The 26,190-nt window shown below is 35.8% G+C and carries 23 protein-coding genes, 1 riboswitch and 1 other annotated feature; of the genes, 21 read left to right on the top strand and 2 right to left on the bottom strand.

Annotated features, from left to right (window positions below):
• The first annotated feature begins 30 nt into the window (after positions 1–30).
• Positions 31–990 carry a 6-phosphofructokinase gene (pfkA, locus tag OCL94_RS11430; RefSeq protein ID WP_262997055.1) on the top strand — a complete coding sequence of 320 codons (960 nt, stop codon included), beginning with the start codon at positions 31–33 and terminating at the stop codon, positions 988–990.
• Positions 991–1,082: 92 nt separating this feature from the next.
• Positions 1,083–2,843: a pyruvate kinase gene (pyk, locus tag OCL94_RS11425; protein WP_262997054.1), complete on the top strand. Its 1,761-nt coding sequence runs from the start codon at positions 1,083–1,085 to the stop codon at positions 2,841–2,843.
• 177 nt (positions 2,844–3,020) lie between these two features.
• On the opposite strand, the gene OCL94_RS11420 is transcribed toward pyk, so the two are convergent.
• The gene (locus OCL94_RS11420) at positions 3,021–4,436 is read right to left on the bottom strand and encodes an amino acid permease (protein ID WP_262997053.1); all 1,416 of its coding nucleotides are present in this window, start codon (positions 4,434–4,436) and stop codon (positions 3,021–3,023) included.
• 321 nt (positions 4,437–4,757) lie between these two features.
• Here OCL94_RS11420 and OCL94_RS11415 point away from each other — a divergent pair, with 321 nt between their 5' ends.
• The 11 genes from OCL94_RS11415 (at position 4,758) to OCL94_RS11365 (ending at position 17,042) form a co-directional block, all read left to right on the top strand.
• Positions 4,758–5,876 carry a citrate synthase gene (locus OCL94_RS11415; protein ID WP_262997052.1) on the top strand — a complete coding sequence of 373 codons (1,119 nt, stop codon included), beginning with the start codon at positions 4,758–4,760 and terminating at the stop codon, positions 5,874–5,876.
• A 74-nt stretch (positions 5,877–5,950) separates the two neighbouring features.
• Positions 5,951–7,213: an NADP-dependent isocitrate dehydrogenase gene (icd, locus tag OCL94_RS11410; protein ID WP_262997051.1), complete on the top strand. Its 1,263-nt coding sequence runs from the start codon at positions 5,951–5,953 to the stop codon at positions 7,211–7,213.
• A gap of 69 nt (positions 7,214–7,282) precedes the next feature.
• Positions 7,283–8,221, top strand: coding sequence for a malate dehydrogenase (mdh, locus tag OCL94_RS11405; RefSeq protein WP_262997079.1), 939 nt, complete (start codon positions 7,283–7,285; stop codon positions 8,219–8,221).
• Between the two features lie 160 nt (positions 8,222–8,381).
• On the top strand, positions 8,382–9,095 hold the full coding sequence (locus tag OCL94_RS11400; protein ID WP_262997050.1) for a response regulator transcription factor: 714 nt from the start codon (positions 8,382–8,384) through the stop codon (positions 9,093–9,095).
• Positions 9,096–9,117: 22 nt separating this feature from the next.
• Positions 9,118–10,803 carry a two-component system histidine kinase PnpS gene (gene pnpS / locus OCL94_RS11395; protein WP_262997049.1) on the top strand — a complete coding sequence of 562 codons (1,686 nt, stop codon included), beginning with the start codon at positions 9,118–9,120 and terminating at the stop codon, positions 10,801–10,803.
• 231 nt (positions 10,804–11,034) lie between these two features.
• Positions 11,035–13,656 (top strand): DNA polymerase I, encoded by a 2,622-nt coding sequence (gene polA / locus OCL94_RS11390; protein WP_262997048.1) that lies wholly within the window; start codon positions 11,035–11,037, stop codon positions 13,654–13,656.
• Between the two features lie 8 nt (positions 13,657–13,664).
• Complete coding sequence (gene mutM, locus OCL94_RS11385; RefSeq protein ID WP_262997047.1) at positions 13,665–14,540, top strand: bifunctional DNA-formamidopyrimidine glycosylase/DNA-(apurinic or apyrimidinic site) lyase; 876 nt, start codon at positions 13,665–13,667, stop codon at positions 14,538–14,540.
• A 5-nt stretch (positions 14,541–14,545) separates the two neighbouring features.
• Entirely contained in the window at positions 14,546–15,136 is a 591-nt protein-coding gene (gene coaE, locus OCL94_RS11380; protein ID WP_262997078.1) for a dephospho-CoA kinase, read from the top strand.
• Positions 15,137–15,254: 118 nt separating this feature from the next.
• Positions 15,255–16,265, top strand: coding sequence for a glyceraldehyde-3-phosphate dehydrogenase (locus OCL94_RS11375; protein ID WP_262997046.1), 1,011 nt, complete (start codon positions 15,255–15,257; stop codon positions 16,263–16,265).
• 142 nt (positions 16,266–16,407) lie between these two features.
• Positions 16,408–16,728 carry a DMT family transporter gene (locus OCL94_RS11370; protein WP_262997045.1) on the top strand — a complete coding sequence of 107 codons (321 nt, stop codon included), beginning with the start codon at positions 16,408–16,410 and terminating at the stop codon, positions 16,726–16,728.
• Complete coding sequence (locus OCL94_RS11365) at positions 16,728–17,042, top strand: DMT family transporter (RefSeq protein ID WP_317618562.1); 315 nt, start codon at positions 16,728–16,730, stop codon at positions 17,040–17,042. Before OCL94_RS11370 ends, OCL94_RS11365 begins: the two co-directional genes overlap by 1 nt.
• 89 nt (positions 17,043–17,131) lie before the next feature.
• On the opposite strand, the gene OCL94_RS11360 is transcribed toward OCL94_RS11365, so the two are convergent.
• The gene (locus tag OCL94_RS11360) at positions 17,132–17,845 is read right to left on the bottom strand and encodes an SGNH/GDSL hydrolase family protein (RefSeq protein ID WP_262997043.1); all 714 of its coding nucleotides are present in this window, start codon (positions 17,843–17,845) and stop codon (positions 17,132–17,134) included.
• 135 nt (positions 17,846–17,980) lie between these two features.
• Between OCL94_RS11360 and nrdR the strand changes: the two genes are divergently transcribed.
• The 8 genes from nrdR to rplT all read left to right on the top strand — a co-directional run bounded on the left by nrdR (position 17,981) and on the right by rplT (position 26,179).
• Positions 17,981–18,445, top strand: a complete 465-nt coding sequence (gene nrdR / locus OCL94_RS11355; RefSeq protein WP_262997042.1) for a transcriptional regulator NrdR — start codon at positions 17,981–17,983, stop codon at positions 18,443–18,445.
• Between the two features lie 8 nt (positions 18,446–18,453).
• On the top strand, positions 18,454–19,809 hold the full coding sequence (locus tag OCL94_RS11350) for a replication initiation and membrane attachment family protein (protein WP_262997041.1): 1,356 nt from the start codon (positions 18,454–18,456) through the stop codon (positions 19,807–19,809).
• A complete protein-coding gene (gene dnaI / locus OCL94_RS11345; RefSeq protein WP_262997040.1) occupies positions 19,809–20,729 on the top strand; it encodes a primosomal protein DnaI in 921 nt (306 codons plus the stop codon). Before OCL94_RS11350 ends, dnaI begins: the two co-directional genes overlap by 1 nt.
• Before the next feature lie 323 nt (positions 20,730–21,052).
• A complete protein-coding gene (gene thrS / locus OCL94_RS11340; RefSeq protein WP_262997039.1) occupies positions 21,053–22,981 on the top strand; it encodes a threonine--tRNA ligase in 1,929 nt (642 codons plus the stop codon).
• A 142-nt stretch (positions 22,982–23,123) separates the two neighbouring features.
• Positions 23,124–23,294: riboswitch (Lysine riboswitch) on the top strand.
• A gap of 72 nt (positions 23,295–23,366) precedes the next feature.
• Positions 23,367–24,860, top strand: coding sequence for an amino acid permease (locus tag OCL94_RS11335; protein WP_262997038.1), 1,494 nt, complete (start codon positions 23,367–23,369; stop codon positions 24,858–24,860).
• Between the two features lie 37 nt (positions 24,861–24,897).
• Positions 24,898–25,023, top strand: a sequence feature (ribosomal protein L20 leader region).
• Between the two features lie 18 nt (positions 25,024–25,041).
• Positions 25,042–25,578: a translation initiation factor IF-3 gene (gene infC, locus OCL94_RS11330; RefSeq protein WP_262997037.1), complete on the top strand. Its 537-nt coding sequence runs from the start codon at positions 25,042–25,044 to the stop codon at positions 25,576–25,578.
• A 12-nt stretch (positions 25,579–25,590) separates the two neighbouring features.
• Complete coding sequence (gene rpmI / locus OCL94_RS11325) at positions 25,591–25,791, top strand: 50S ribosomal protein L35 (RefSeq protein ID WP_012657249.1); 201 nt, start codon at positions 25,591–25,593, stop codon at positions 25,789–25,791.
• A 28-nt stretch (positions 25,792–25,819) separates the two neighbouring features.
• Positions 25,820–26,179, top strand: coding sequence for a 50S ribosomal protein L20 (gene rplT / locus OCL94_RS11320; RefSeq protein WP_233680518.1), 360 nt, complete (start codon positions 25,820–25,822; stop codon positions 26,177–26,179).
• Positions 26,180–26,190 lie beyond the last annotated feature (11 nt).

The following is a 26,190-nucleotide window of genomic DNA, read 5'->3' as shown; positions in this document are numbered from 1 at the left end:
TATCAATAGACAAAAGGTGAGGATAATACTATGAAAAAGATAGCGGTATTAACAAGTGGTGGAGATGCTCCAGGAATGAATGCAGCAGTACGTGCTGTCGTACGTAAAGCAATGTACCATGATATTGAAGTATACGGTATTTATCAAGGTTATCAAGGATTAGTGAATAACAATATTCATAAAATGGAACGTGGTACTGTTGGGGATAAAATTCAACGTGGTGGTACATTCTTACAATCTGCCCGTTGTCCTGAATTTAAAGAACCGGAAGTACGTAAAGTAGGTATCGAGAATTTAAATAAATTAGGAATCGAAGGCTTAATCGTTATTGGTGGTGACGGTAGTTACCGAGGTGCACAACGTTTGAATGAAGAAGGTATTAAAACAATCGGTATCCCGGGTACGATTGATAATGATATTAATGGAACGGACTTTACAATTGGATTTGATACAGCATTAAATACGATTATCGAAGCAATCGATAAGATTAGAGATACAGCATCAAGTCATGAACGTACATTTATTATTGAAGTAATGGGTCGTGATGCAGGGGATTTAGCATTATGGTCTGGATTAGCAGGCGGTGCAGAATCAGTATTAATACCTGAACATAAGAAAGATATTAAAGAAATCGCTGATAAAATTCAACAAGGGATAGAACGTGGTAAGAAACATTCTATCATCGTTGTTGCTGAAGGTGTTATGAGCGGACATGAATGCGGTGAGCAATTAAAGAAATACATTAATGTAGATACACGTATTTCTGTATTAGGTCATATGCAACGAGGTGGTTCACCATCAGGATTAGATAGAGTACTTGCCAGCCGATTAGGTGGATATGCAGTTGAATTATTAATGAATGGCGAAACAGGATTAGCTGTAGGTATCCAGAACAATAAATTATCAAAAACTTCATTTGATGATATTTTCTCTGCAACACATACAATCGACGAACAAATGTATGCCTTATCTAATGAATTATCTATTTAATTTATGTTGATTGAATGAAATAAATTATTAATATGATTCATTTAAGTAGAAAACAATTATAGATTTAAAAAAAGTTACCGGAGGCTCATAAAATGAGAAAAACAAAAATAGTATGTACGATAGGACCAGCATCAGAATCTAAGGAAATGTTAGAAAAATTAATGCTTGCTGGGATGAACGTAGCACGTTTAAACTTCTCACATGGTAGTCATGAAGAACATAAAGCAAGAATTGATGCAATTCGTGAAGTTGCACAAAAATTAAATAAAACAGTCGCAATCCTGTTAGATACGAAAGGACCTGAAATTCGTACACATAACATGGAAAACGATAAAATTGAACTTGTTAAAGGTTCAACTGTTGCGATTAATATGAAAGAAGTACTTGGTACACCTGCAGAATTTTCTGTAACATACGACAATTTAATTAATGATATTCATGTTGGTTCAACAATATTATTAGATGACGGTTTAATTGAATTAACAGTGAAAGACATTAAACACGATGAAGGTCGCATTATTTGTGATGTAATCAACGCTGGTGAATTAAAGAATAAAAAAGGTGTAAACTTACCGGGTGTTAAAGTGAACTTACCTGGTATTACAGATAAAGATGCACAAGATATCATTTTCGGTATTGAACAAAAAGTTGACTTTATTGCAGCTTCATTTGTACGACGTGCAAGTGACGTATTAGAAATTCGTAAAATTTTAGAAGATAGAAATTGTGACTTTATCAATATCATTCCTAAAATTGAGAATGAAGAAGGTATTGAAAATATTGATCAAATATTAGAAGTATCAGATGGTTTAATGGTAGCCCGTGGCGATATGGGTGTTGAAATTCCAGCTGAAAAAGTACCTTTAGTACAAAAAGATTTAATTCAAAAATGTAACGTTATGGGTAAACCAGTTATTACTGCGACGCAAATGTTAGATTCTATGCAACGTAATCCACGCTGTACACGTGCGGAAGCGAGTGACGTAGCGAATGCGATTTATGATGGAACAGATGCGGTAATGTTATCAGGTGAGACAGCAGCTGGTTTATATCCTGAAGAGTCTGTGAAGACAATGCACAATATTGCATTTGCAGCAGAAGAAGCACAAGATTATAAACGTTTATTATCTGAAAGAACGAAATTAAACCAAGCATCATTAGTCAATGCGATTGGTGTTTCTGTAGCACATACTGCTTTAAACTTAGATGTACAAACAATTGTAGCAGCTACTGAAAGTGGAACGACAGCGCAAACAATTTCAAAATATCGTCCACATGCACATATTATTGCTGTGACGCCATATGAAGAAACAGCACGTCATTTAGCATTAGTATGGGGTGTTATTCCAGTTGTGAAAACAGGTAAATCGACGACAGATGAGTTATTAGACAAATCTGTTCAAGCAGCGATTGAAGTTGGAACAGTTGAGAATGGTGATTTAGTTATTATTACTGCAGGTATTCCTACTGGAGAAGCGGGTACTACGAACTTAATGAAGATTCACTTAATTGGTGATGTTATTGCTGCAGGACAAGGTATTGGTAGAACAGCAGCTGTAGGTAAAGTATTAGCGGTAAAATCTGCTGAAGAATTAGCAGGACATGATTTATCTGATAAAGTGATTGTAGCTCCAGCAACTGATGCAGATATGGTACCTTATATCGAGCAGGCATTAGCGATCGTAACTGAAGAAGGTGGATTAACATCTCATGCAGCAGTAGTAGGATTAACATTAGGTAAACCGACAATCGTAGGTGTAGCGGATGCATTAGAAAAATTAGAAACAGGAACATTAGTAACAGTTGATGCAGAACATAATAAAGTGTATGTAGGCCATGCAAAGTTAAATTAAGAGGCCGTCGAACTTGCGACCAGTATGTATATTTTGGTTAAGGAGATATGAATATATTCATATCTTCTTTTTTTATATGAGTGCGCTGCAAAATATAGTTTGTAGCTTACTCGATCACAAAAATAGGAATGACTGAGCCACAACAACAGTTTGCAGCTCAGTCACCCCTTTAATTATTTATTTATGATAATCATGTGGATCAAAGTTATTTTTCTTAAATCCACCTTGTGCAGCATACATAATTGCTAATAATACAAACCATAACGGTGATACAAATAGTCCCATACGCGTATCTTCTGCCATGAATAATAATCCAAACATGAATAGGTAGAATGCTAAGATTGCAATGGCTGACATTTTGCCACCCGGCATCTTATATTTGCTCGTTTGATGTAATTCGGGTCTGCGCTTTAAGTACACTAAATATGCTGCGAGTATAATTGACCATACAACGATGAAGAATACTGTTGCAACAGTTGTTACTAAAGTAAAGACTGCGTTTGCATTCGGCATAAAGTAGTTTAACAATACTGATAACAGTAATAATACACTTGAGAATACTACGGCATTTGCAGGTACACCCGCTTTATTAGTACGTTGGAAGAAGCTATCATTTCCTTTTGAGTAGTTCTTACTTAATCCAAATAACATACGGCTATTTGAGAAGATACCACTGTTACAAGATGATGCTGCTGACGTAATAACAACGAAGTTAATTAAACTTGCTGCAAATCCAATTCCGATTAATCCAAAGAATTTTACGAATGGACTTTCATTCGGATCAATTTTATCCCACGGTGTAATACTCATAATAATAATTAATGAACCGATATAAAATAATACGATACGCATCGGCACGCTGTTGATGGCACGTGGTAATGTTTTTTCTGGATCTTGTGCTTCACCTGCTGTAACACCAATTAATTCGATACCGACGAAACTAAAGATTGCCATCTGGAAGCTCAGTAAGAATCCATTTGCGCCATTCGGGAATAGTCCACCATGTGACCATAAATTTGTAATCGTTGCTGTTCCGAAGTTCGTTTTGAATCCGATAAACAGTAATACAACCCCTGTAATGATTAAAGCAATAATTGTAATAACTTTAATTAATGCAAACCAGAACTCAAGTTCTCCGAATAATTTCGCTGTTAATAAATTTAAGAACATTAATACGACGATACATAACAATGATGATAACCATGTAGGGAAGTCTGGCCACCAGAACTGAACATATTTCGCGATGGCCGTTACTTCTGCCATTCCAGTGACAACCCAGCAGAACCAGTATGTCCACCCCGTAATATAACCAGCAAAGTCACCTAAATAATCTCTTGCGATATCAGTAAATGAATGATAATTCAAATTAGATAAGAGCAGTTCCCCTAAAGCCCTCATAAATAAGAATAAGAATAACCCGATTGTTAAGTACGTTAACAATATCGATGGTCCGGCTAAATGTATCGATTTACCAGCCCCTAAAAATAACCCTGTACCAATTGCGCCCCCAATCGCAATCAGTTGAATGTGACGATTTGATAATGAGCGTTGTAAGTCATTATTGTCTTCAATGTTGTGATTAATCTTTGACATATAAATCCCCTTTTCTCCATAAAGTAATTATATTATCTTATTATTTTTAGAAAATTACAAACATTATTTTAAATATTCTTAATATTTTTAAGAATTAATAAATAAATTTGAGTAAATATAAATAAGTAAAGTCGCATAAATAAACGGTTTTTACTAATTAAATGATGACGACTTTTAAGATTATAAGAAAAAGTTATCACAAAAGATAAAATTTTTCTAAGTTCCTAATTCATTCACAAAACATTATGTATTGGATATAATGAAACTGTGAAAGCCATTACATTGGGCATAACAAAATTATGGTACAAAGGGGAGTTATAGATGGCAGAATTAGTGAAGGGTTTAGAGGGCATCGTTGCTTCAAATACAAAAGTGAGTTCAATTATTGGAGACCAATTAACATATGCTGGTTATGAAATTGACGACTTAACTGAAAATGCAAAGTTTGAAGAAGTTGTGTTCTTATTATGGAACTTTAGATTACCGAATGCTGAAGAATTGAAGCAATTCCGAAAAGAATTGTTTGAGAATATGACATTACATCCAAGAATGTATAGTCACTTTGAAGATTACGCGGCGGATCATGTTCATCCAATGACAGGTTTACGTACTTCATTATCATATTTAGCTCATTTCGATCCAAGAGCAGATGAATTTAATGAAGCGGCGCATATGAATAAAGCGATTCGTATTCAAGCAAAAGTAGCTTCACTTGTCGCAGCATTTGCCCGTGTGCGTCAAGGTAAAGAAGTCGTAAAACCGAAAGAAGATTTAAGTTATGCAGCGAACTTCTTATATATGTTATTTGGTGAAGAGCCAACGGAAGTACAAGAAGAAGGATTTAATAAAGCGTTAATTTTACATGCAGATCATGAGTTAAATGCATCTACATTTACTGCACGTGTTGCGGTTTCTACTTTATCTGATATGTATTCTGGTGTCGTAGCTGCAGCTGGTGCTTTAAAAGGACCATTACATGGTGGGGCTAACGAACAAGTTATGAAGATGTTAAATGAAATTGGCTCTTTAGATAACGTGGAAGCATATGTTGCAGACAAAATAGCGAAAAAAGAAAAAATTATGGGATTCGGACATCGTGTTTACAAAAATGGCGACCCACGTGCAAAATACTTAAAAGAAATGTCTCGTAAAATTACAGACGAAACTGGTCAAAAAGAATTATTTGATATGTCTGTAAAAATTGCAGACATTCTTAAAGAAGAAAAAGGTTTATTACCGAACGTCGATTTCTATTCTGCGACAGTTTATCATTCTATGGGTATCGAACATGATTTATTCACACCAATCTTTGCAGTTTCACGTACAGCTGGGTGGATTGCACATATTCTAGAACAATACAGTGATAATCGCATTATCCGTCCACGTGCAACGTATGTTGGCGAAGTGGGTCGCAAATACGTACCAATTGAAGAAAGATAATAAATAATATATTGTAAGAACAAAGGTAAAAGCATAATCGATTTATAAATTATATTACTTGGAGGCAATAAAAAATGGCTGAAAAAATTACAAATACAAATGGTGTTTTAAACGTACCAAATAATCCAATCGTACCCTTCATTATTGGTGACGGAACAGGACCAGATATATGGAACGCAGCGGTTCGTGTATTAGATGCAGCTGTTGAAAAAGCTTATAATGGTGAGAAGAAAATCGAATGGAAAGAAGTATTAGCGGGTCAAAAAGCTTTCGATAACACAGGCGAATGGTTGCCACAAGCAACATTAGATACAATTGAAGAATATTTAATCGCGATCAAAGGACCATTAACAACTCCAATCGGCGGTGGTATTCGTTCATTAAACGTAGCTTTACGTCAAGAATTAGATTTATTCGTATGTCTTCGTCCGGTTCGTTATTTTGAAGGCGTGCCTTCTCCGGTTAAACGTCCTGAGGATACAGATATGGTTATTTTCCGTGAGAATACTGAAGATATTTATGCTGGTATTGAATACAAAGAAGGTTCAGATGAAGTTAAGAAAGTCATCGAATTCTTACAAAATGAAATGGGCGCTAAAAACATCCGTTTCCCGGAAACTTCAGGTATCGGTATTAAGCCGGTTTCTAAAGAAGGTACTGAACGTTTAGTGCGTGCTGCAATTAACTATGCTTTAGAACAAGGACGTAAGTCTTTAACGTTAGTTCATAAAGGGAATATTATGAAATTTACTGAAGGTGCGTTCAAACAATGGGGTTATGATTTAGCTGAACGTGAATTCGGTGATAAAGTATTCACTTGGAACCAATATGACAAGATTAAAGAAGCTGAAGGCGTAGAAGCTGCTGATAAAGCACAAAACGAAGCAATTGCAGCAGGTAAATTATTAGTGAAAGATTCAATTGCTGATATCTTCTTACAACAAATCTTAACACGTCCTGCTGAGTTTGATGTTGTTGCTACAATGAACTTAAACGGTGACTATATTAGTGATGCATTAGCTGCACAAGTAGGTGGAATCGGTATTGCACCTGGTGCAAACATCAACTACGAAACAGGTCATGCAATCTTTGAAGCAACACACGGTACTGCACCGAAATATGCTGGATTAGATAAAGTAAACCCATCTTCAGTTATTTTAAGTGGTGTATTATTATTAGATCACTTAGGGTGGAAAGAAGCGGGTGAATTAATTACGAAATCAATGGAGAAAACAATTGCATCTAAAGTTGTAACGTATGATTTTGCACGTTTAATGGAAGGTGCAACTGAAGTGAAATGTTCAGCGTTTGCAGATGAATTATTTAAAAATATGTAGTAATTAATACAAGGATAGTAGAATGAATTTTTTCATGATTACTATCCTTTTTTTAAAATTAAAGGAGGAATTACGATGGCGAAGAAAAAGATTTCGATTATCGGTAGTGGTTTCACAGGTTCAACTGCAGCGTTTATTGCAGCGACGAAAGGTTTAGCAGATATCGTCTTAGTTGATACGTATGGTAGTTTAGATCCAACGACAGGTAAAGCTTTAGATATATTACAAGCGATGCCAATTCTTCATCAGAATGTAAAGGTTCAATCTAGTAATGATTACGCTGATACGAAAGATTCTGATGTTGTACTCATTACTTCAGGTGTCGCGCGTAAACCAGGAATGTCGCGCGATGATTTAGTTCAAACAAATCAAAGTATCGTAGAAGCCGCGACGAAAGAAATTGTGAAATATTCACCGAACTGTATTATTATCGTATTAACGAACCCGGTCGATGCAATGACATATGCAGTATATAAAGCTTCTGGCTTTGAACCACATCGCGTTATCGGACAGTCAGGTGTACTTGATACTGCACGTTTTAGAACGTTTGTTGCAGAGCAATTAAATGTTGCTGTCACAGATGTTACTGGCTTCGTGTTAGGAGGTCACGGCGATACGATGGTACCTTTAATTCGCTATTCATCTGTGAGCGGTGTACCATTATCAGATTTAATGGATGAGGCGACAGTTGAGGCTATCGTTGATAGAACACGTAATGGCGGTGCTGAAATTGTGAATTTATTAGGCACTGGATCAGCATATTATGCACCTGCAGCGGCAATGATTGAAATGGCAGAAGCAATTATTAATGATAGCCACCGTGTATTACCTGCAATTGCATATTTAAATGGCGAATTTAATCACAATGATATTTATATTGGCGTGCCAGTTATCTTAAATAAAGATGGTGTTGATAAGATTGTCGAACTACAATTGACAGATGAAGAACAGAAAGCATTTGATATTTCAGCAGCATCAGTGAAAGCAACAATTCAATCGTTAAAGTAGTATTATAAATAATATACTTTTGAATCAATACTACATCATCCTCCAAATTGTAAAGATAGTGTAAATTATTCAAGGTGACCATTAAGATTATTGATTTGTTGTAGCAATTCAATAATCTTTTAATATATAATGAAATTGTATAATTATTTGGAGGGATTGGATGAGTCAGAAAGTTTTAGTAGTCGACGATGAGCAATCAATCGTAACGTTACTACAATACAATTTGCAACAATCAGGTTTCGAAGTTGTAACAGCATATGATGGCGAAGAAGGTTTAGAGAAGATTTTCAGTGAAAAACCAGATATCGTCTTACTTGATTTAATGTTACCTAAAATGGATGGCGTTGAAGTATGTAAATCTGTTCGCAACGAAAAGAATCAAGTACCCATCTTAATGTTAACTGCTAAAGATGACGAATTTGATAAAGTACTTGGATTAGAACTAGGTGCAGACGATTATATGACAAAGCCGTTTTCTCCAAGAGAAGTCATTGCGCGTATTAAAGCGATATTACGACGCTCGAATGCATTAAAGATGGTTGAAGAAGAGAAAGAAAATAAAGAAATTGTTATCGGTAAGATTAAAGTATTACCTGAGCATTTTGAAGCGTATCGTAATGATGAATTGCTTGATTTAACACCGAAAGAGTTTGAATTATTAATATATTTAATCGAACGTCAAGGTCGAGTGATCACTCGTGAACATATGTTAAATTCAGTATGGAACTATGAATTTGCTGGAGATTCACGTATTGTTGATGTTCATATCAGTCATTTACGTGAGAAAATTGAAGAAAATCCTAAACAGCCACAATATATTAAGACTGTTCGCGGTCTAGGGTATAAATTAGAGAATCCTAAACGTAATGATTAGTTTTAAAAGTAGATTGTTACTTATGCTTACAACATTTATTGTTGTAAGCTTTCTTTTAATCGGTACACTTTTGCATTTAACACTAGCTGATCAGCTGATTAAGCTCGATAAAGCGACGTTAACAAAAGATGCACAAATCTTTGATGCGTACGTTAGTGGCGATGTACATGTTAAAGCATTGATTAAATCGTATGAAGAATCATATAAGAGTTCGATATTAATATTAAATCAGCAGGATGAAATATTATATAAATCAGATGGCATTACAAAGCAACACTTTGATAACTTTATTCATAAATACACAATTAAAAATGACGACAAAGTGAATTATCGTTACGAAGGCGCGATTGAAAAAAGTATATTACGCTATAAAAATAAAAATACGGTCTACATTTTGAGTGATAATACGACCGTGAATGAAATAAAATCTACAATTATTAAATATTTCAGTTATGCTCTGCTTTGTATGCTGCCGATTATATTTATTATTGTACGATACGTTAATAAAAGTTATATTCAACCGATAAAAGAAGTAACATATGCATCAAGACTATTATCGGAAGGTAACTACAAAGTGCGCGTTCCAGAAAGTAGTGTAACAGAAACGAAAGACTTGTTTAAATCAACGAATATTCTTGCAAGAACATTACAGGATTTAAACAATGAACAGAAATTACAGCGCAACCGTCTTGAAACGACGTTACAAAATATACCAAGTGCGACAATGCTCGTGAACAATCATGGTGAAGTTGCGATTGCAAACGAAACGTATATTAATTTATTTAATAAGAGACAACCGATCGAACATGGTCATTACGAAACAGTCATTGACAATAAATACATTAAGCAGATGATTAAAGAGGCCATTGCTACTGAGAAACCTGTTAATGAAACATTAAATATTACGGTTAATGTACATAAGAAATATTTTGACGTTGCAGTTGTACCGGTATTATCAAAGAAACGCAAGAAAATAGAAGGTATCGTTATCGTATTACACGATATTACGCAGCTGAAATCGTTAGAACAAATGCGTAAAGACTTCGTGGCTAACGTATCTCACGAATTGAAAACACCGATAACGAGCATTAAAGGGTTTACAGAAACATTAATTGATGGTGCGAAAAATGAACCTGAAACGCTCAATATGTTTCTTGATATCATATTGAAAGAATCTAATCGTATTCAAGTTCTCGTCAGCGAATTGTTAGAACTGTCTAAGATTGAACAGGCGAATCACTTTGAAATGTCTAAAGTCAATTTACCACAGAAAGTATTTAACAGTGTTGAAGTTGTGCATCCTCTTGCAGAAAAGAAAAATATTAAATTTGACTTAAACTTTGAGAAAGATTTATATGTATTGGCGGAACCGAGTAAATTAAAACAAGTTGTTATCAATTTATTATCAAATGCAATCAATTATTCTTATGATAATGCGACAATTACTGTGAAAGTATTCCAAAAAGACCGCAACTGTATTTTAGAAATTACCGATGAAGGGATCGGGATTGAACCTGAAGAACAAATGCGCATTTTTGAACGTTTCTATCGTGTTGATAAAGCGCGTAGTCGTGATTCAGGAGGTACAGGTTTAGGATTAGCGATTGTAAAGCACATCGTTGAAGTATTTAAAGGTGAAATTGAAGTAGAAAGTGAAGTAGGTGTCGGTACGACGTTTAGAGTAATATTAAAACAGCATTTGTATTAAGTTAAATATTCATATTTTTAATGAAAATTTACATTTTGTTTACACTAAATTAATAAATTTACGTTAACATAATAAACAGACCCCTTCATTTTAGATGATGATGAACACAAGTGATCCTGAAGCAATCACTTGTGTTCTTTTTTTATGAATTTTATTGAATACTATTCCTATAAATATGTCAGAATCACAAGATGTGATAGACTAGAAGAGACAGTAGATGGAGGTAGAATAATGAAAGAAAAATTGATATTAATTGATGGTAATAGTATCGCGTTTAGAGCATTTTATGCATTGCCTTTACTAAAGAATTCATCAGATTTACATACGAATGCAATATACGGTTTTACGTTAATATTAGAAAAGTTAATAAAGGAAGAGCAGCCGACACACTTTTTAATTGCTTTTGATGCAGGGAAGACGACGTTCAGACATGCAACGTTTGGAGAATATAAAGGAGGACGACAAAAGACGCCTCAGGAATTAAGTGAACAATTCCCGCATATTCGTCGTTTAGCAGAAGCATACCAGATTAAACATTATGAACTGGACAATTATGAAGCAGATGATATTATCGGTACACTGTCAAAAGAAGCAGCGGCAAATAATATGGAAACGATTATCGTAACGGGTGACCGAGATTTAACGCAACTGGTTAATGAATATGTTACTGTGTATTACACGAAAAAAGGTGTAACTGATATCGATAAGTATACACCGGAATTTATTCATGAGAAATACGGCTTCGGTGCTGAGAAAATCATCGATTTAAAAGGATTAATGGGTGATAAATCCGATAACATTCCAGGTGTCCCTGGTGTTGGTGAGAAGACCGCAATTAAACTGTTAATGGAATATGATACTGTTGAAGGCGTTATTGCCAACTTAAGCAATATTACAGCTAAAAAACTGAATGAAAATTTAACAAATCATCAAGCAGATGCATTGATGAGTAAAAAGCTTGCAACAATTGAAACGAATGCACCTATCGAAGTGTCATTAGCGGATACACGTATTCCCGAAAAAGATGAAACAAAGAAGATTGAGTTATTTAGAGAATTAGAGTTTAAACAAATGCTAGAAAATATTGATACGAAGAGTCAAATTGAAAGTGATAAAACGATTACAATCGCGTCAGACTTTGCTGCGATGGACTTTAAACCGGTAGAGCATATTGACTTACACATTATTTGTTATCAGGATAATTACTTAAAGAATGAAATATTATCAATTGGATTGATTTATGAAGGTAAGACGTTTGTTGAAACACCAGAAAGTATCCAACAGAATCAATCATTCATTGCATTACTTGAAAATAGTGCTGTGAAGAAAACAGTTTATGATGCAAAAGCGGTAAAAGTGTTATTTGAACGATTAGGGATTCATATAGAAGGGTTAGCTTTTGATGTCATGCTTGCGAATTATTTACTCAATCCATCCACAACAGTTGTTGATGTGGCACAAGTAGGACAGGAGTTTGGAATGCATTATGTTGAAAGTGATGATCATATTTTTGGTAAAGGTGCAAAAGCACATATTCCGGATCAAGCGATATTACATCAACATATCGCAACTGAAGTACATTGTATACATGATGTCGCACCACTCATTAAAGAAAAATTAATAGCCCATGAACAATTAGCATTACATGATGAACTTGAATTACCGCTCGCATTAGTGTTAGCAAAGATGGAAATGCAAGGGATTAAAGTGAATAAAGCGACTTTACAGGAGATGCAAGGTGAAATTCAGGAACGATTAGATGTACTGACACAAAGTATTTATGACCATGCCGGTAAAGCGTTTAATGTCAATTCGCCGAAACAGCTCGGTGTGATTTTATTTGAAGAGTTACAATTACCGATTATTAAGAAGACGAAGACGGGTTATTCGACGGCTGTAGATGTATTAGAGAAGTTGCAAGGCAGTCATGCGATTATCGACGATATTTTAGTTTATCGTACATTGTCTAAGTTGCAGTCAACTTACGTTGAAGGTTTACAAAAGTTGATTGGTGAAGATGACAAGATTCATACGCGCTTTAACCAGGTTATCGCACAAACTGGACGTTTATCTTCAATTGATCCAAATTTACAAAACATCCCTGTGCGTTTAGAAGAAGGACGTAAGATTCGTAAAGCGTTTGTACCGAGCGGAGATGATATGGTTATCTTTGCTGCCGATTACTCTCAAATCGAATTACGTGTGCTTGCACATATTACTGAAGATAAGAGCATGATGGAAGCATTTACGCAAGGTATAGATATCCATACGAAGACAGCGATGGAAGTATTCAATGTGGAAAAGGATGAAGTAACGAGTAATATGCGACGTCAGGCGAAGGCTGTAAACTTCGGTATCGTATATGGTATTAGTGATTACGGCTTAAGTCAGAGTTTAGGTATTACGAGAAAAGCGGCGCAACAATTTATAGATGATTATTTAGATTCATTCCCGAATGTTAAGCAATACATGGATGATATTATTCAGAAAGCGAAGCAGGATGGTTATGTAACGACATTGATGCATCGTAGACGTTATATCCCTGATATTACGAGCAGAAACTTTAATTTAAGAGGATTTGCAGAACGTACTGCAATGAATACGCCGATTCAAGGTAGTGCAGCAGATATTATTAAGTTAGCAATGGTACAATTTGATAAAGCGCTTAATGCAACAAATTTCAAAGCGAAGATGTTATTACAAGTGCACGATGAATTAATATTTGAAGTGCCAAAAGATGAACTGGAAGCATTCAGTTTATTTGTGAAAGATATTATGGAGAATGCAATGGAACTTAATGTACCACTTGAAGTTGAATATGATGCTGGTGAAAGTTGGTATGAAGCAAAGTAGGTGAAGGGATGCCGGAGTTACCAGAAGTAGAACATGTTGCACGAGGTTTAAGACCGCATGTGTTAAATCACAAAATAATCGATGTTACTTTTTCTGAAGCGGTGAAATCAGGGAAAGCATCAGGGAAAGAAACAATCATAAAACAGATAGCGCTTGATGATTTCAAGAAATTTGTAACAAATACAACAATCGAGTTAATAGAACGTCGCAGTAAATATATTATTTTTCATCTGATGAAGGAACATCCTCAAACGATATATTGCGTCGGCCATCTTGGAATGGCCGGTGCTTTCTTTGTGAAACCAAGTGTAGAAGATATTCCAATACCGAATTACAAGAAGCATTGGCATGTTCAGTTTAAATTATCAAATGGGCAAATGATGATTTATTCCGATATTAGGCGTTTTGGTGAATTTAAAATATTAGATGAATCAGCATTTAAAACATTTAATCAGAACATTGCACCAGAACCGTTTGATGAGCATGCAATGGATTATTTCTTAAATCAGTGTAAACAAAAGAAATTTAAGAATAAGCCGATCAAACAAGTCATTATGGATCACAGTGTAGTCAGCGGATGTGGCAATATTTATGCGTGTGAAGCATTGCATTTAGCGCGAATATTACCAATGCATATCACCCATACATTATCAACGCAGAAGAAAAAGAAATTATTTAAGTGTATTGTAGATGTATTAAATAAGGGTATTCAATATGGCGGATCGAGCATTTCTGATTACCGTAATGTTGAAGGTGAAAGTGGCGATATGCAGAATAAGTTTAATGTTTATGGATTAAAGCAGTGTAATACGTGTGGACATACAATTTCTACAATAGTGATTGCAACGCGAAACACGCATTACTGTGAAAAATGTCAAAAGTAGGTGTAATTATGACTGTTATTGGATTGACAGGTGGAATTGCCAGTGGTAAATCGACTGTGGCGAAGTTTCTAGCAGAACATGGCTTTGTTGTTGTCGATGCAGATATCGCCAGTAGAAAAGCAGTAGCACCCGGATCAACTGGATTAGCAGAAATTAAGACAGTCTTTGGTGAAAAGGTAATACAGGAAGATGGTACACTCGACCGAAAAGCACTGGGTGAGATCATTTTCAATGATCCGTCAGAGCGTGCAAAGTTAAATGCAATCGTTCATCCACTTGTGAGAGACATCATGGAAGTTGAGAAAAATGCGGGTCTAACTCAAGGTAAAGTAGTCGTTATGGATATACCTTTATTATTTGAAAATAAATTAGAACATACTGTAGATGAAGTGTGGGTCGTTTATGTACCCGAAACGATACAAAAAGAACGATTAATGGCCCGCAATCACTTGACCATCGATGAAGCAATATCACGTATTAAATCTCAAATATCGATCGAAGAAAAGAAGCAAAAAGCGGATAAAGTCATTGATAACAGTGGATCGTTAGTGGAATTATATACCCAACTTAATTGTCTTGTTCAACCGTACAAATAGTTAGAAATTTTTTAAAATTAAGAAATTATTTTTTCTTAAGAAAACGCTTCCTTAACGATTTCATTGTGCTATACTAATGAAAGAGATTAGTATAACACATTGCGAAGGAGAAGATATAATGAAAACAAGAGTAGCGATTAATGGGTTAGGAAGAATTGGGAGAATGGTGTTCCGTGCAGCATTATTGAATGATGAGTTAGAAGTAGTTGCGATCAATGCAAGCTATCCTCCAGCAACACTAGCACATTTAACGAAGTACGATACTACTCATGGTAAGTTTGAATTAGATATTGAACCTGGTGACAACGCATTAGTTGTTAATGGAAAAGAAATTAAATTAGTTTCTGAACGTAATCCTGAATTATTACCATGGAAAGAATTAAATATTGATATTGTTATCGAAGCAACAGGTAAATTTAACGATGCTGAAAAGGCTTCAGCACACATTAAAGCAGGTGCAAAAAAGGTATTATTAACTGCGCCAGGAAAAGGAAATGTTCAAACAATCGTTCGCGGTGTGAATTGTGCGCAATTAGATGTCGATACATACGATGTCATTTCAAATGCATCTTGTACAACAAACTGTTTAGCACCAGTGGCTAAAGTATTAAATGACAAATTCGGAATTAAGAATGGATTAATGACAACTGTTCATGCGTATACAAATGACCAAAAGAACTTAGATAACCCACATAAAGATTTACGTCGTGCGCGTGCATGTGCACAAAGTATCATCCCGACGTCAACAGGTGCTGCAAAGGCATTAGCATTAGTATTACCTGAATTAAAAGGTAAATTACACGGTATGGCATTACGTGTACCGACAACAAACGTATCTTTAGTAGACTTAGTTGTAGATTTAGAAAAAGAAGTAACAGTTGAAGAAATCAATGAAGCGTTCAAAGCAGCAAGTGAGAATGAATTAAAAGGAATTTTAGATTTAACTTACGAACCATTAGTAAGTGTAGATTTCAATACAAATCCAAACAGCTCAATCGTTGATGGTTTATCAACAATCGTTATGGAAGGTACGAAAGTAAAAGTATTAGCATGGTACGATAACGAGTGGGGTTACTCTACACGCGTTGTTGAATTAGCAAAATTAATGGGAGAAAAATTAGCGAAGTAATATAGATGATTGGCACCTCTCTTTTGAGAGGTGTTTTTTTGTTTAAACATGAGTATCGAAATTGGTGAATCCCCAATAACGATAACCCTTTTTCTTTAATATGATATACTAATTTTTATTATAGTAATGAAAGAGGTTAGTCATGAACTGGATTAAAATAATCGTAGCTGCTATTTTTGAGGTGTGCTGGGTAGTGGGTTTAGCACATTCGGATGTTTGGTATGAATGGTTATTAACATGCATTAGTGTTTCTATTAGTTTTTATTTATTACTTAATGCGTCGAAATATTTACCTGTCGGAACAAGTTATGCTGTATTTGTTGGATTAGGTGCAACACTTGTGACGATTGCTGATGTCGTATTTTTCAATCAGCCATTAAGTATGTTAAAGATACTATTAATGAGCACATTAATTATCGGTGTCGTCGGTCTTAAATTAGCAACACCAGAGGAGGCGAAGTGATGTATTGGTTATCTTTAGTGATTGCGGGTCTATGTGAAGTGTTAGGTGTGGTCGTGATAAATATGTATGTTAGTACGAATAAATTGCGTTATGTCTTATTATTGATCGTCACATTTGCATTTAGTTTACTATTCCTCTCTATTGCATTGATTGATGTACCGATGAGCACAGCTTATGCAATATGGACAGGTATTGGAGCGGTCGGTGGAGCGATCGTTGGAATATTGTTTTATGGTGAATCGACAAACGTTTTACGATTATTCTTTATGGGATTAATATTAGCTAGTACGATTGGATTGAAGCTGTTGCATTAAGTGGGGCGATGAGAGAGTTCGCAATAGTCTGGAGTAATGTGAACCACTAAGTCACTATCACCAAAAAACCGAAAACTAGACTCAAAAGTCTAGTTTTCGGTTTTTCTTATTACTGGATATCGCCCAGCGAACGCTGTTTCAATTACTTCTGCCATAATGTCATAGCCTAATACATGTGGGTGTAGGCCATCGTCTGTGAGTTCATCACGTAAGTAGTCGATACCGTCTTTAGTTTCTGTCATTTGTTCATAATAATTAATGTATAGTGCGCCGTATTGTGTACATAAGCGAGCGATTTCCTGATTGATTGACTGCACTAATTGAGCACGCACGATAAATCCTTCTAAATTCGGACGGTTTGTCGACGTCAATGTTGTCACTGCGATGTTGATATTACGTGCTTGCGCCATTTCAATCATCACTTCGATATCTGCTAATATTCTATCCTTAATTTGCTGCTGATTTGCTTCACTTTGATCTTCATCCAGTTCTTTCGTATTGTTTATCCCAATTGATAATACAATCCAATCGGGTTTCAGCTGCAGGCTATCTGCTTCAAATCGATCGCGTACCCATTGCGAACGGTCATTACCAATACCTCGATTGATTATGCGTTTATTGTTTGAAAGTGTTAAATAACTTTCGATATCCCAGTAATCCGTAATCGAGTCTCCGATAAACACGATGCCTACTGGGTCATGATGATATAGAATCACTTCATTTCTTCTGTTGAAACTTTCTCTTAATTTGTTCACAGGGTGTCCATCTTCTAGTTTAGGTAATGCTATAAAGTTGGGTCTCATCGTTATACTCCTTACTGTTTATTTTTTATTATCGGTATTACTATGTTTACCCAAATCAGTGTAATCTTATAGATTTTTAATTATTTATTATTATTGTATAATTAAACAATAACTATGAACAGAGAGGTGATTGTCTTGAAATGTCCTAAATGCGGGTTTAATCAATCAAAAGTGATTGATTCACGACATGCTGATGACTTAACTGCAATTCGAAGACGTCGTGAATGTGAATCTTGTGGCACACGATTTACGACATTTGAACGCATTGAATTACAGCCATTAATTGTAGTGAAAAAAGACGGTACAAGACAAGCATTCAATCGAGATAAAGTGCTACATGGACTCGTCCGTGCATGCGAAAAACGTCCGGTTGCTTTTGAAGCGTTAGAAAAGATTACTACAGAAGTTGAAAATACTTTACGTGAAAAAGGCGTTTCAGAAGTTTCTTCTGTAGATATTGGTGAACGTGTAATGGAGCATTTAATGAATTTAGACCAGGTTTCGTATGTTCGATTTGCTTCAGTTTATAAAGAATTTAAAGATGTCGATCAGTTGTTGACTACAATGAGCGGATTATTGAACGATAAGAATAAGAAGTAGGTGTGACGATGCAACATTATTTTACTGCATTAAACGGAACGGATCAATTTACAGTATCGACGAATTATATAAGCACGCATCTTACGGATGATGTATTGAAAGCATTGTATACGCCGCTTATTGGTATAGAATGTGTAGGTGTCTACCAGTTTTTAAGTCAATTTTTGAATGATTATAATCAAGTGAGTAATGATTACACACATTATATTATTTTAAGTGAATTAAAGATGAATTTATCACATTTTGAAATGTTGCGTAAACGGCTTGAAGCGATTGGATTGTTAAAGACATATATGAGAATTGATGATCAGAATCAAAAGTTTATTTATAAACTCATAAGTCCGGTTATGCCGGCACAATTTTTTAATGACCCGATGCTTTCTGTGTTCTTATATCAACAAGTGGGGAAACATCGTTACCAAATGTTGAAAAGCAGGTATTTTACGAACAACATAGATTATGATGGGTATCGTGATATTTCAAGCAAATACATGGATGTATTCGGCACCCCTAAATCTCCGGAACCGGTCGTCTTTGAATATAATAGCGAAATCATTAAACAAAGCGAACCATATGGTATACCAGTGCATCAACAGACGTTTGACTTTGATATGCTAGAAACATTGCTTGCCCAGAATTTAATTACAAGCGAACAGCTGCCAAAGAAAACGCGTGATTTAATTTCGCAACTTGCAGCTTTATATGATATCGGTCCGACTGAAATGCGTCAAATCGTCTTGAAATCACTTACGAGTGACCAGACGATATCACACGAGGATTTAAGAAAAAATGCCCGAGACTTTTATAAGATAGAACATGACGGAGCACTACCGACGTTGCAAATACAAGAACAGACGACGCAACAAGTGGTTGAACAAAAAGAAGCGAATACATTGCTCAACTGGTTTGAGATGCTTGATACAACGAGTCCGGTGGAAATGCTTGCTTCATTTAGTAAATCGGAACCGACAATTAAACAAAAACGTATGATTGAATCGATATTAGAACGTGAGCAATTACCGTATGGCGTACTGAACATCTTGATTCAATATGTTCTGTTCACGAAAGATATGAAATTACCACAAAGTTATATCGAAGAAATTGCGTCAAACTGGAAGAAGCTTAATTTACAATCTAGTGAAGCGGCGTATCGTTACGTTAAAGCAATGGGTAAAAAACGCGAAGAACGTAGTAAAGATACGTATCGTCAGAAGCAATATACACCACCTTCAAAAGAAATTACTCCGAAATGGTTAACGGATGAACAAGATCAAGTGGCATCATCGTCACAATCAGATGATTTAGAAGCAGAACGTCTTAAATTACAGGAAGAATTAAATCAATTATGGGAGGAGGATAAATAATGAAACCGATGGGATCGATATTAAACGCCAATAATGAAATCTTTAAACGCATAGAGAAGATTAAACAAGAAACGATTCGTGACCCGCAAATTAAGGCATTTATCGACAGTAATAATGTGACACAGCAAATGATAGATAACGATTTATCCGTACTTCAGGAATATAAAGATTCTTCTATTATGTGCGCCGACTGTTTGTCTTACGGACAATGCAAAAATTTTGTGCCGGGTCATACACCGGAATTGTATATTGATAACAACCATATAAAAATCAGACATTTACCATGTCCATCAAAGCTAGCATTTGATGAAGAACAGAAGATGAAACAATTTATTACTGCCATTCATATGCCTAAAGATGTGTTGAAAGCAAAACTTGCTGATATATATTTAGATGATAAGACGCGTATAGATATCGTCAGACGTGCCGGCTTAGTATGCAGAGAAATTGCTAAAGGAGAAGATACGAAAGGTATGTATATTCATGGTCCATTTGGGACAGGGAAATCCTTTATTCTCGGTGCAATTGCGAATGAGTTAAAAGCGCAACATATTTATTCAACGTTACTGTATTTTCCGGAATTCATCCGCGAACTGAAAAATGGATTTAATGATGGCACGTATGCGGAACGATTAAATAAAGTGAAGCACACTCCTGTATTAATGTTGGATGATGTTGGCGCTGAGGACTTAACACCTTGGGTACGCGATGAAGTATTAGGTCCGATACTTAACCACCGAATGATGCATAATATGCCGACATTCTTTAGTTCAAACTTTGACTTCAAAGAACTCAGTCATCATCTGTCCATTACGAAACAAGGGGCAGAGTTGACGAAAGCACGCCGTATTATGGAACGTGTTGAAACATTGAGCGATGCTTATCTGTTAAGCGGAAAAAATTATCGTCGTCAAAAATAAGATTGAAAATTACAATAATATGTGTATAATAGAAATTAACAAACAACAAAAATTAAATTCGTATATATAAAACGTGTAAGGACATGATGTTGTGTCGATAATTTTAAGAGAGCTGATGGTGCTGCAAATCAGTAATTTAGACATAAGATTACTCCCTTACGACAACGGCAACTAATCATTGCCCGGCTCAAGACCGTTATCTTATGTAGAGTTGCTGATGCATTGTCAGTAATTAGGGTGGTACCGCGAATAGACTTCGTCCCTTTTTGGGATGGGGTCTTTTTTTGTTGTTTAAAAAAATAATGAAAAGTGAGGCGTTATGGATGAGTGAGATTAAAGTGAAGTTCCCAGATGGTAATGTGAAAAGTTTCGAGGCAGGCGTGACAACGGAAGAAATCGCCGGTTCAATTAGTCCGGGCTTAAGAAAGAAAGCTTTAGCAGGTAAATTCAATGGTCAGATGGTGGATTTATCGACGGCGTTAGAAGTTGATGGGGATATTGAAATCATAACGCCGGAATCACCTGAAGGTATTGAAGTATTACGTCATTCAACAGCACATTTAATGGCGCAAGCGTTAAAACGCATGTATGGTAAAGTGCATTTCGGTGTAGGGCCTGTCATTGAAGAAGGTTTCTATTATGATGTTGATACAGAACATAAAATTTCAAGTGAAGATTTACCTGAAATCGAAAAGACAATGCGTCAAATCGTAGGTGAGAATATTACAATCGAACGCCGTGTCGTAAGTCGCGATGAAGCGAAAAAAGTATTCGCAGATGATCCGTACAAGCAAGAGTTAATTGATGCAATTCCAGCCGAAGAAAATGTAACATTGTATAGCCAGGGTGAATTCACAGATCTTTGCCGCGGGGTACATGTTCCATCAACAGCTAAAATTAAAGAATTTAAGTTACTATCTACTGCCGGTGCATACTGGAGAGGTGACGCGAACAACAAAATGTTACAACGTATTTACGGTACAGCTTTCTTTGATAAGAAAGCGTTGAAAGAACATCTTCAAATTTTAGAAGAGCGTAAAGAGCGTGACCACCGTAAAATTGGTAAAGAATTAGAATTATTTACGACAAGTCAACTTGTGGGTGCAGGGTTGCCACTTTGGTTACCAAATGGTGCGACAATTCGTCGTGAATTAGAGCGCTATATCGTGGATAAAGAAGTGGCTTTAGGCTATGATCACGTATACACTCCAGTAATGGGTTCAGTTGATTTATACAAAACGTCTGGTCACTGGGATCATTACCAAGAAGACATGTTCCCTGTAATGGATATGGATAATGAGCAGATGGTATTACGTCCAATGAACTGTCCGCATCATATGATGGTGTACAAAAACAAACCGCATTCATACCGTGAGTTACCAATCCGTATCGCTGAACTTGGTACAATGCACCGCTATGAAGCAAGTGGAGCGGTAAGTGGTTTACAACGTGTTCGCGGAATGACTTTAAATGATGCGCATATCTTCGTTCGTCCGGATCAAATTAAAGAAGAATTTATTCGTGTTGTACAGCTTGTGATTGATGTGTATAAAGATTTTAAATTTGAAGATTATAAATTCCGTTTAAGCTACAGAGACCCAGAAGATACTGAAAAGTACTTCCAGGATGATGAAATGTGGGAGAAAGCACAAGCAATGCTGAAAGAAGCGGTTGACGAAATGGGCTTAGATTATGAAGAAGCGCCAGGTGAAGCAGCATTCTACGGACCTAAATTAGACGTACAGGTAAAAACAGCTTTAGGTAAGGAAGAAACATTATCAACAGTTCAATTAGACTTCTTATTACCACAGCGTTTCGATTTAGAATATATCGGTAATGATGGTGAGAAACACCGTCCAGTCGTTATTCACCGTGGTGTTATCTCTACAATGGAACGTTTCGTTGCATTCTTAACTGAAGAATATAAAGGGGCATATCCATTATGGTTAGCGCCAAATCAATTAGAAATTATTCCTGTATCTAATGAAGTACATTATGATTATGCAAGAAGTTTATATGATGAATTGAAGTCACATGGTGTACGCTGTCATATCGATGACCGTGAAGAGAAAATGGGATACAAGATTCGTGAAGCGCAAATGCACAAAGTTCCTTATCAAATCGTCGTGGGCGATAAAGAAGTAGAAAATAAAGAAGTGAATGTTAGACAATACGGTTCTAAAGATTCTAAAACGATGGAACGTGACGAATTTATCTGGTCAATCGTGGATGAAATTCGTTTAAAAAAATAAAAATGGACATGACGATGTTATATACACATCAAATAGGGTAAAGTGATTTCGTGTATGAAACCGTTTAATGTTTTAAAGGAATAAAAAAGTAGTTGAATTACGATTCGATGTACTGTATATTAGAAAATAACTTAATATTCCTCGTTGAGGTAGAGGTCGCACTGTTTATGAGTAGATGATGGATATGTCATACACGTAAACGAAATTATTCGAAAGGGAACAGTGCCGAAGGAGTAATGTGTATGAACATTATGTCCTGGGCTAACATTTAATAGGTGTTAGACTGTCACGTAAGTGATGCGCTACTAAATTTTGAAATTTGAACTTTCAAATGAGTACGCGTATCATACGCGTACTCATTTTTTATATTTGAAAGGGTGTTTATATGAATAGTGGTAATAATGAAGTACAAAGAAGATTGAAACAGCGCCATATTTCGATGATTGCAATAGGAGGATGTATCGGTACGGGATTATTCATGACGTCAGGTGGCGCGATTCGTGAGGCAGGACCTGGTGGTGCACTATTAGCATTCACCATCATCGGTATTATGGTTTATTTCTTAATGACAAGTTTAGGAGAGATGGCAACTTATTTACCGATTTCAGGTTCATTCTCTACATATGCAACGCGTTTCGTTGACCCGTCATTAGGATTTGCACTGGGCTGGAACTATTGGTTTAACTGGGTAATTACCGTAGCAGCAGATGTGAGTATTGCAGCGAGTGTTATTAAATACTGGGCACCGATGGATTTCTTGCCAGGCTGGGGCTGGAGTTTAGTCTTTTTAGCGATTATTTTATTTTTAAATACATTATCAGTTAGAGTATACGGTGAAAGTGAATATTGGTTTGCGATTATTAAAGTCGTAACGGTTATTTTATTTTTAGCGATTGGTATTTTAACGATTGTCGGTATTTTAGGTGGTAAATATATTGGATTTGATAACTTTACGACAGGAGACGCACCATTCGTAGGACACGGTTTAACCGGTTCATTCTTAACAATTCTAGGTGTGTTCTTAGTTGCAGGATTTAGTTTCCAGGGGACAGAACTTGTTGGTATTACAGCAGGTGAATCTGAAGAACCAGAAAAGACAATTCCGAAAGCAATCAAACAAGTATTCTGGAGAATATTAATCTTTTATATTCTTTCTATATTAGTGATTGGTTTAATTATTCCTTACACTAACCCGAACTTAATGGGTGGAGAAAGTGTAGCGAAATCACCTTTTACATTAGTATTTGAGAATGCTGGACTTGCATTTGCAGCATCATTTATGAATGCAGTTATCTTAACATCAATTCTTTCTGCTGGTAACAGTGGCATGTACGCATCTACACGTATGTTATATGCGATGGGGAAAGATGGATTAGCATCTCGTAAATTCTCTGAAACAAATCGTAAAGGTGTACCGATTCCGAGTTTACTCGCAACATTTGTCGTTGTCCTTATTATTTTCTTAGTAGAACGTGTAGCTAGTGGTGCTTATGAATATATCGTTGCAGCAAGTGGTTTAACTGGGTTTATAGCATGGCTCGGTATCGCCATTAGTCACTATCGTTTCCGTCGAGCATTTTATGCTCAGAACAAAGATACATCAGTACTAAAATATAAAGCAATGTGGTTCCCATTTGGACCGATTTTTGCCTTTGTATTATGCTTATTTGTTATTCTTGGACAAGATACGGATTTCGTATTAGGCGGAAAATTTGATTTAAATGGGTTCTTAATCACTTATATGGGTATTCCGATCTTTTTAGCATTTTTCTTCTATCATAAATTGAAATATAAAACACGAAAAATTCCATTAACAGAAGTTGATTTATCACAAGATCATGATATGAGTGAATATGAAAAAATAGATGTTGACTTATAAAATATGACCTGTTATACTTAAGTCTGTTGAATACGAAACGGACAAGTAGAAGCATCCCGCTTCTCGCCCTGAAGACGCCATGAGCAGTTACAGGGTTAAATAACATGGTTAGACATGTCTATTTTTTAGCGGGTGCATTATGCATTCGCTTATTTGTTTGTCTTCGTAAATCAAATAGGAGGTGTCAACCATAGCTAAAGATCAAACTCAAATCAATGAGCAAATTCGTGCGAGAGAACTTCGTTTAATCGGTCATGATGGCGAACAACTTGGTGTTAAAACTAAATTTGAAGCACTTGAAATTGCAGAACGTGTGAACCTTGATGTCGTATTAGTTGCTCCAAATGCGAAACCGCCTGTAGCCAAAATAATGGATTACGGTAAATTCAAATTTGAACAACAAAAGAAAGAAAAAGAAGCACGTAAAAATCAAAAAGTTGTAGTTGTTAAAGAAATTAGATTAAGTCCAACGATTGAGGATCATGATTTCAATACGAAACTTAAAAATGCGCGCAAGTTCTTAGAAAAGCAGGATAAAGTTAAAGTATCAATCAGATTCCGTGGTCGTGCAATCACGCATAAAGAATTTGGTCAACGTGTGTTAGAGAAATTTGCAGAAGAATGTAAAGATCTTGCGACAGTTGAACAAAAGCCAAAGATGGATGGCCGCTCAATGTTCTTAATGTTAGCGCCAATCGTCGACAAAAAACAAAACTAGGAGGAACAAAACATGCCTAAAATGAAAACTCACCGTGGTGGAGCGAAACGTGTTAAAAGAACTGGTTCAGGGAAATTAAAACGTTCAAGAGCTTACACTTCACATTTATTCGCAAACAAATCAACAAAACAAAAACGTGGTCTTCGTAAAGCGTCATTAGTATCTAAAGGCGATCAAAAACGAGTAGCACAAATGTTAACTTACGTAAAATAAAAATTAGAAACACTAAGGAGGAATTATAATGCCACGAGTTAAAGGTGGAACAGTTACACGCGCCCGTCGTAAACGTACAATCAAATTAGCTAAAGGTTACTTTGGTTCAAAACATACATTATATAAAGTAGCAAAACAACAAGTAATGAAATCAGGTCAATATGCATACCGTGACCGTCGTCAAAAGAAACGTGATTTCCGTAAATTATGGATCGCACGTATCAATGCGGCTGCACGTATGAACGACATCAGCTACAGCCGTTTAATGAACGGATTAAAAGTTGCTGGAATTGACATCAACCGTAAAATGTTATCAGAAATCGCTATCACTGACGAAAAAGCATTTGCTGAAATCGTGAAACAAGCGAAAGATGCATTAGCTAAATAATATCGCTTAGC

Origin of the sequence: Macrococcus capreoli, from assembly GCF_025628935.1 — a bacterium.
GTDB lineage: Bacteria > Bacillota > Bacilli > Staphylococcales > Staphylococcaceae > Macrococcoides > Macrococcoides capreoli.
Note: the sequence above shows the minus strand (reverse complement) of the source record. Positions and strands in the feature narration are given on the sequence as shown.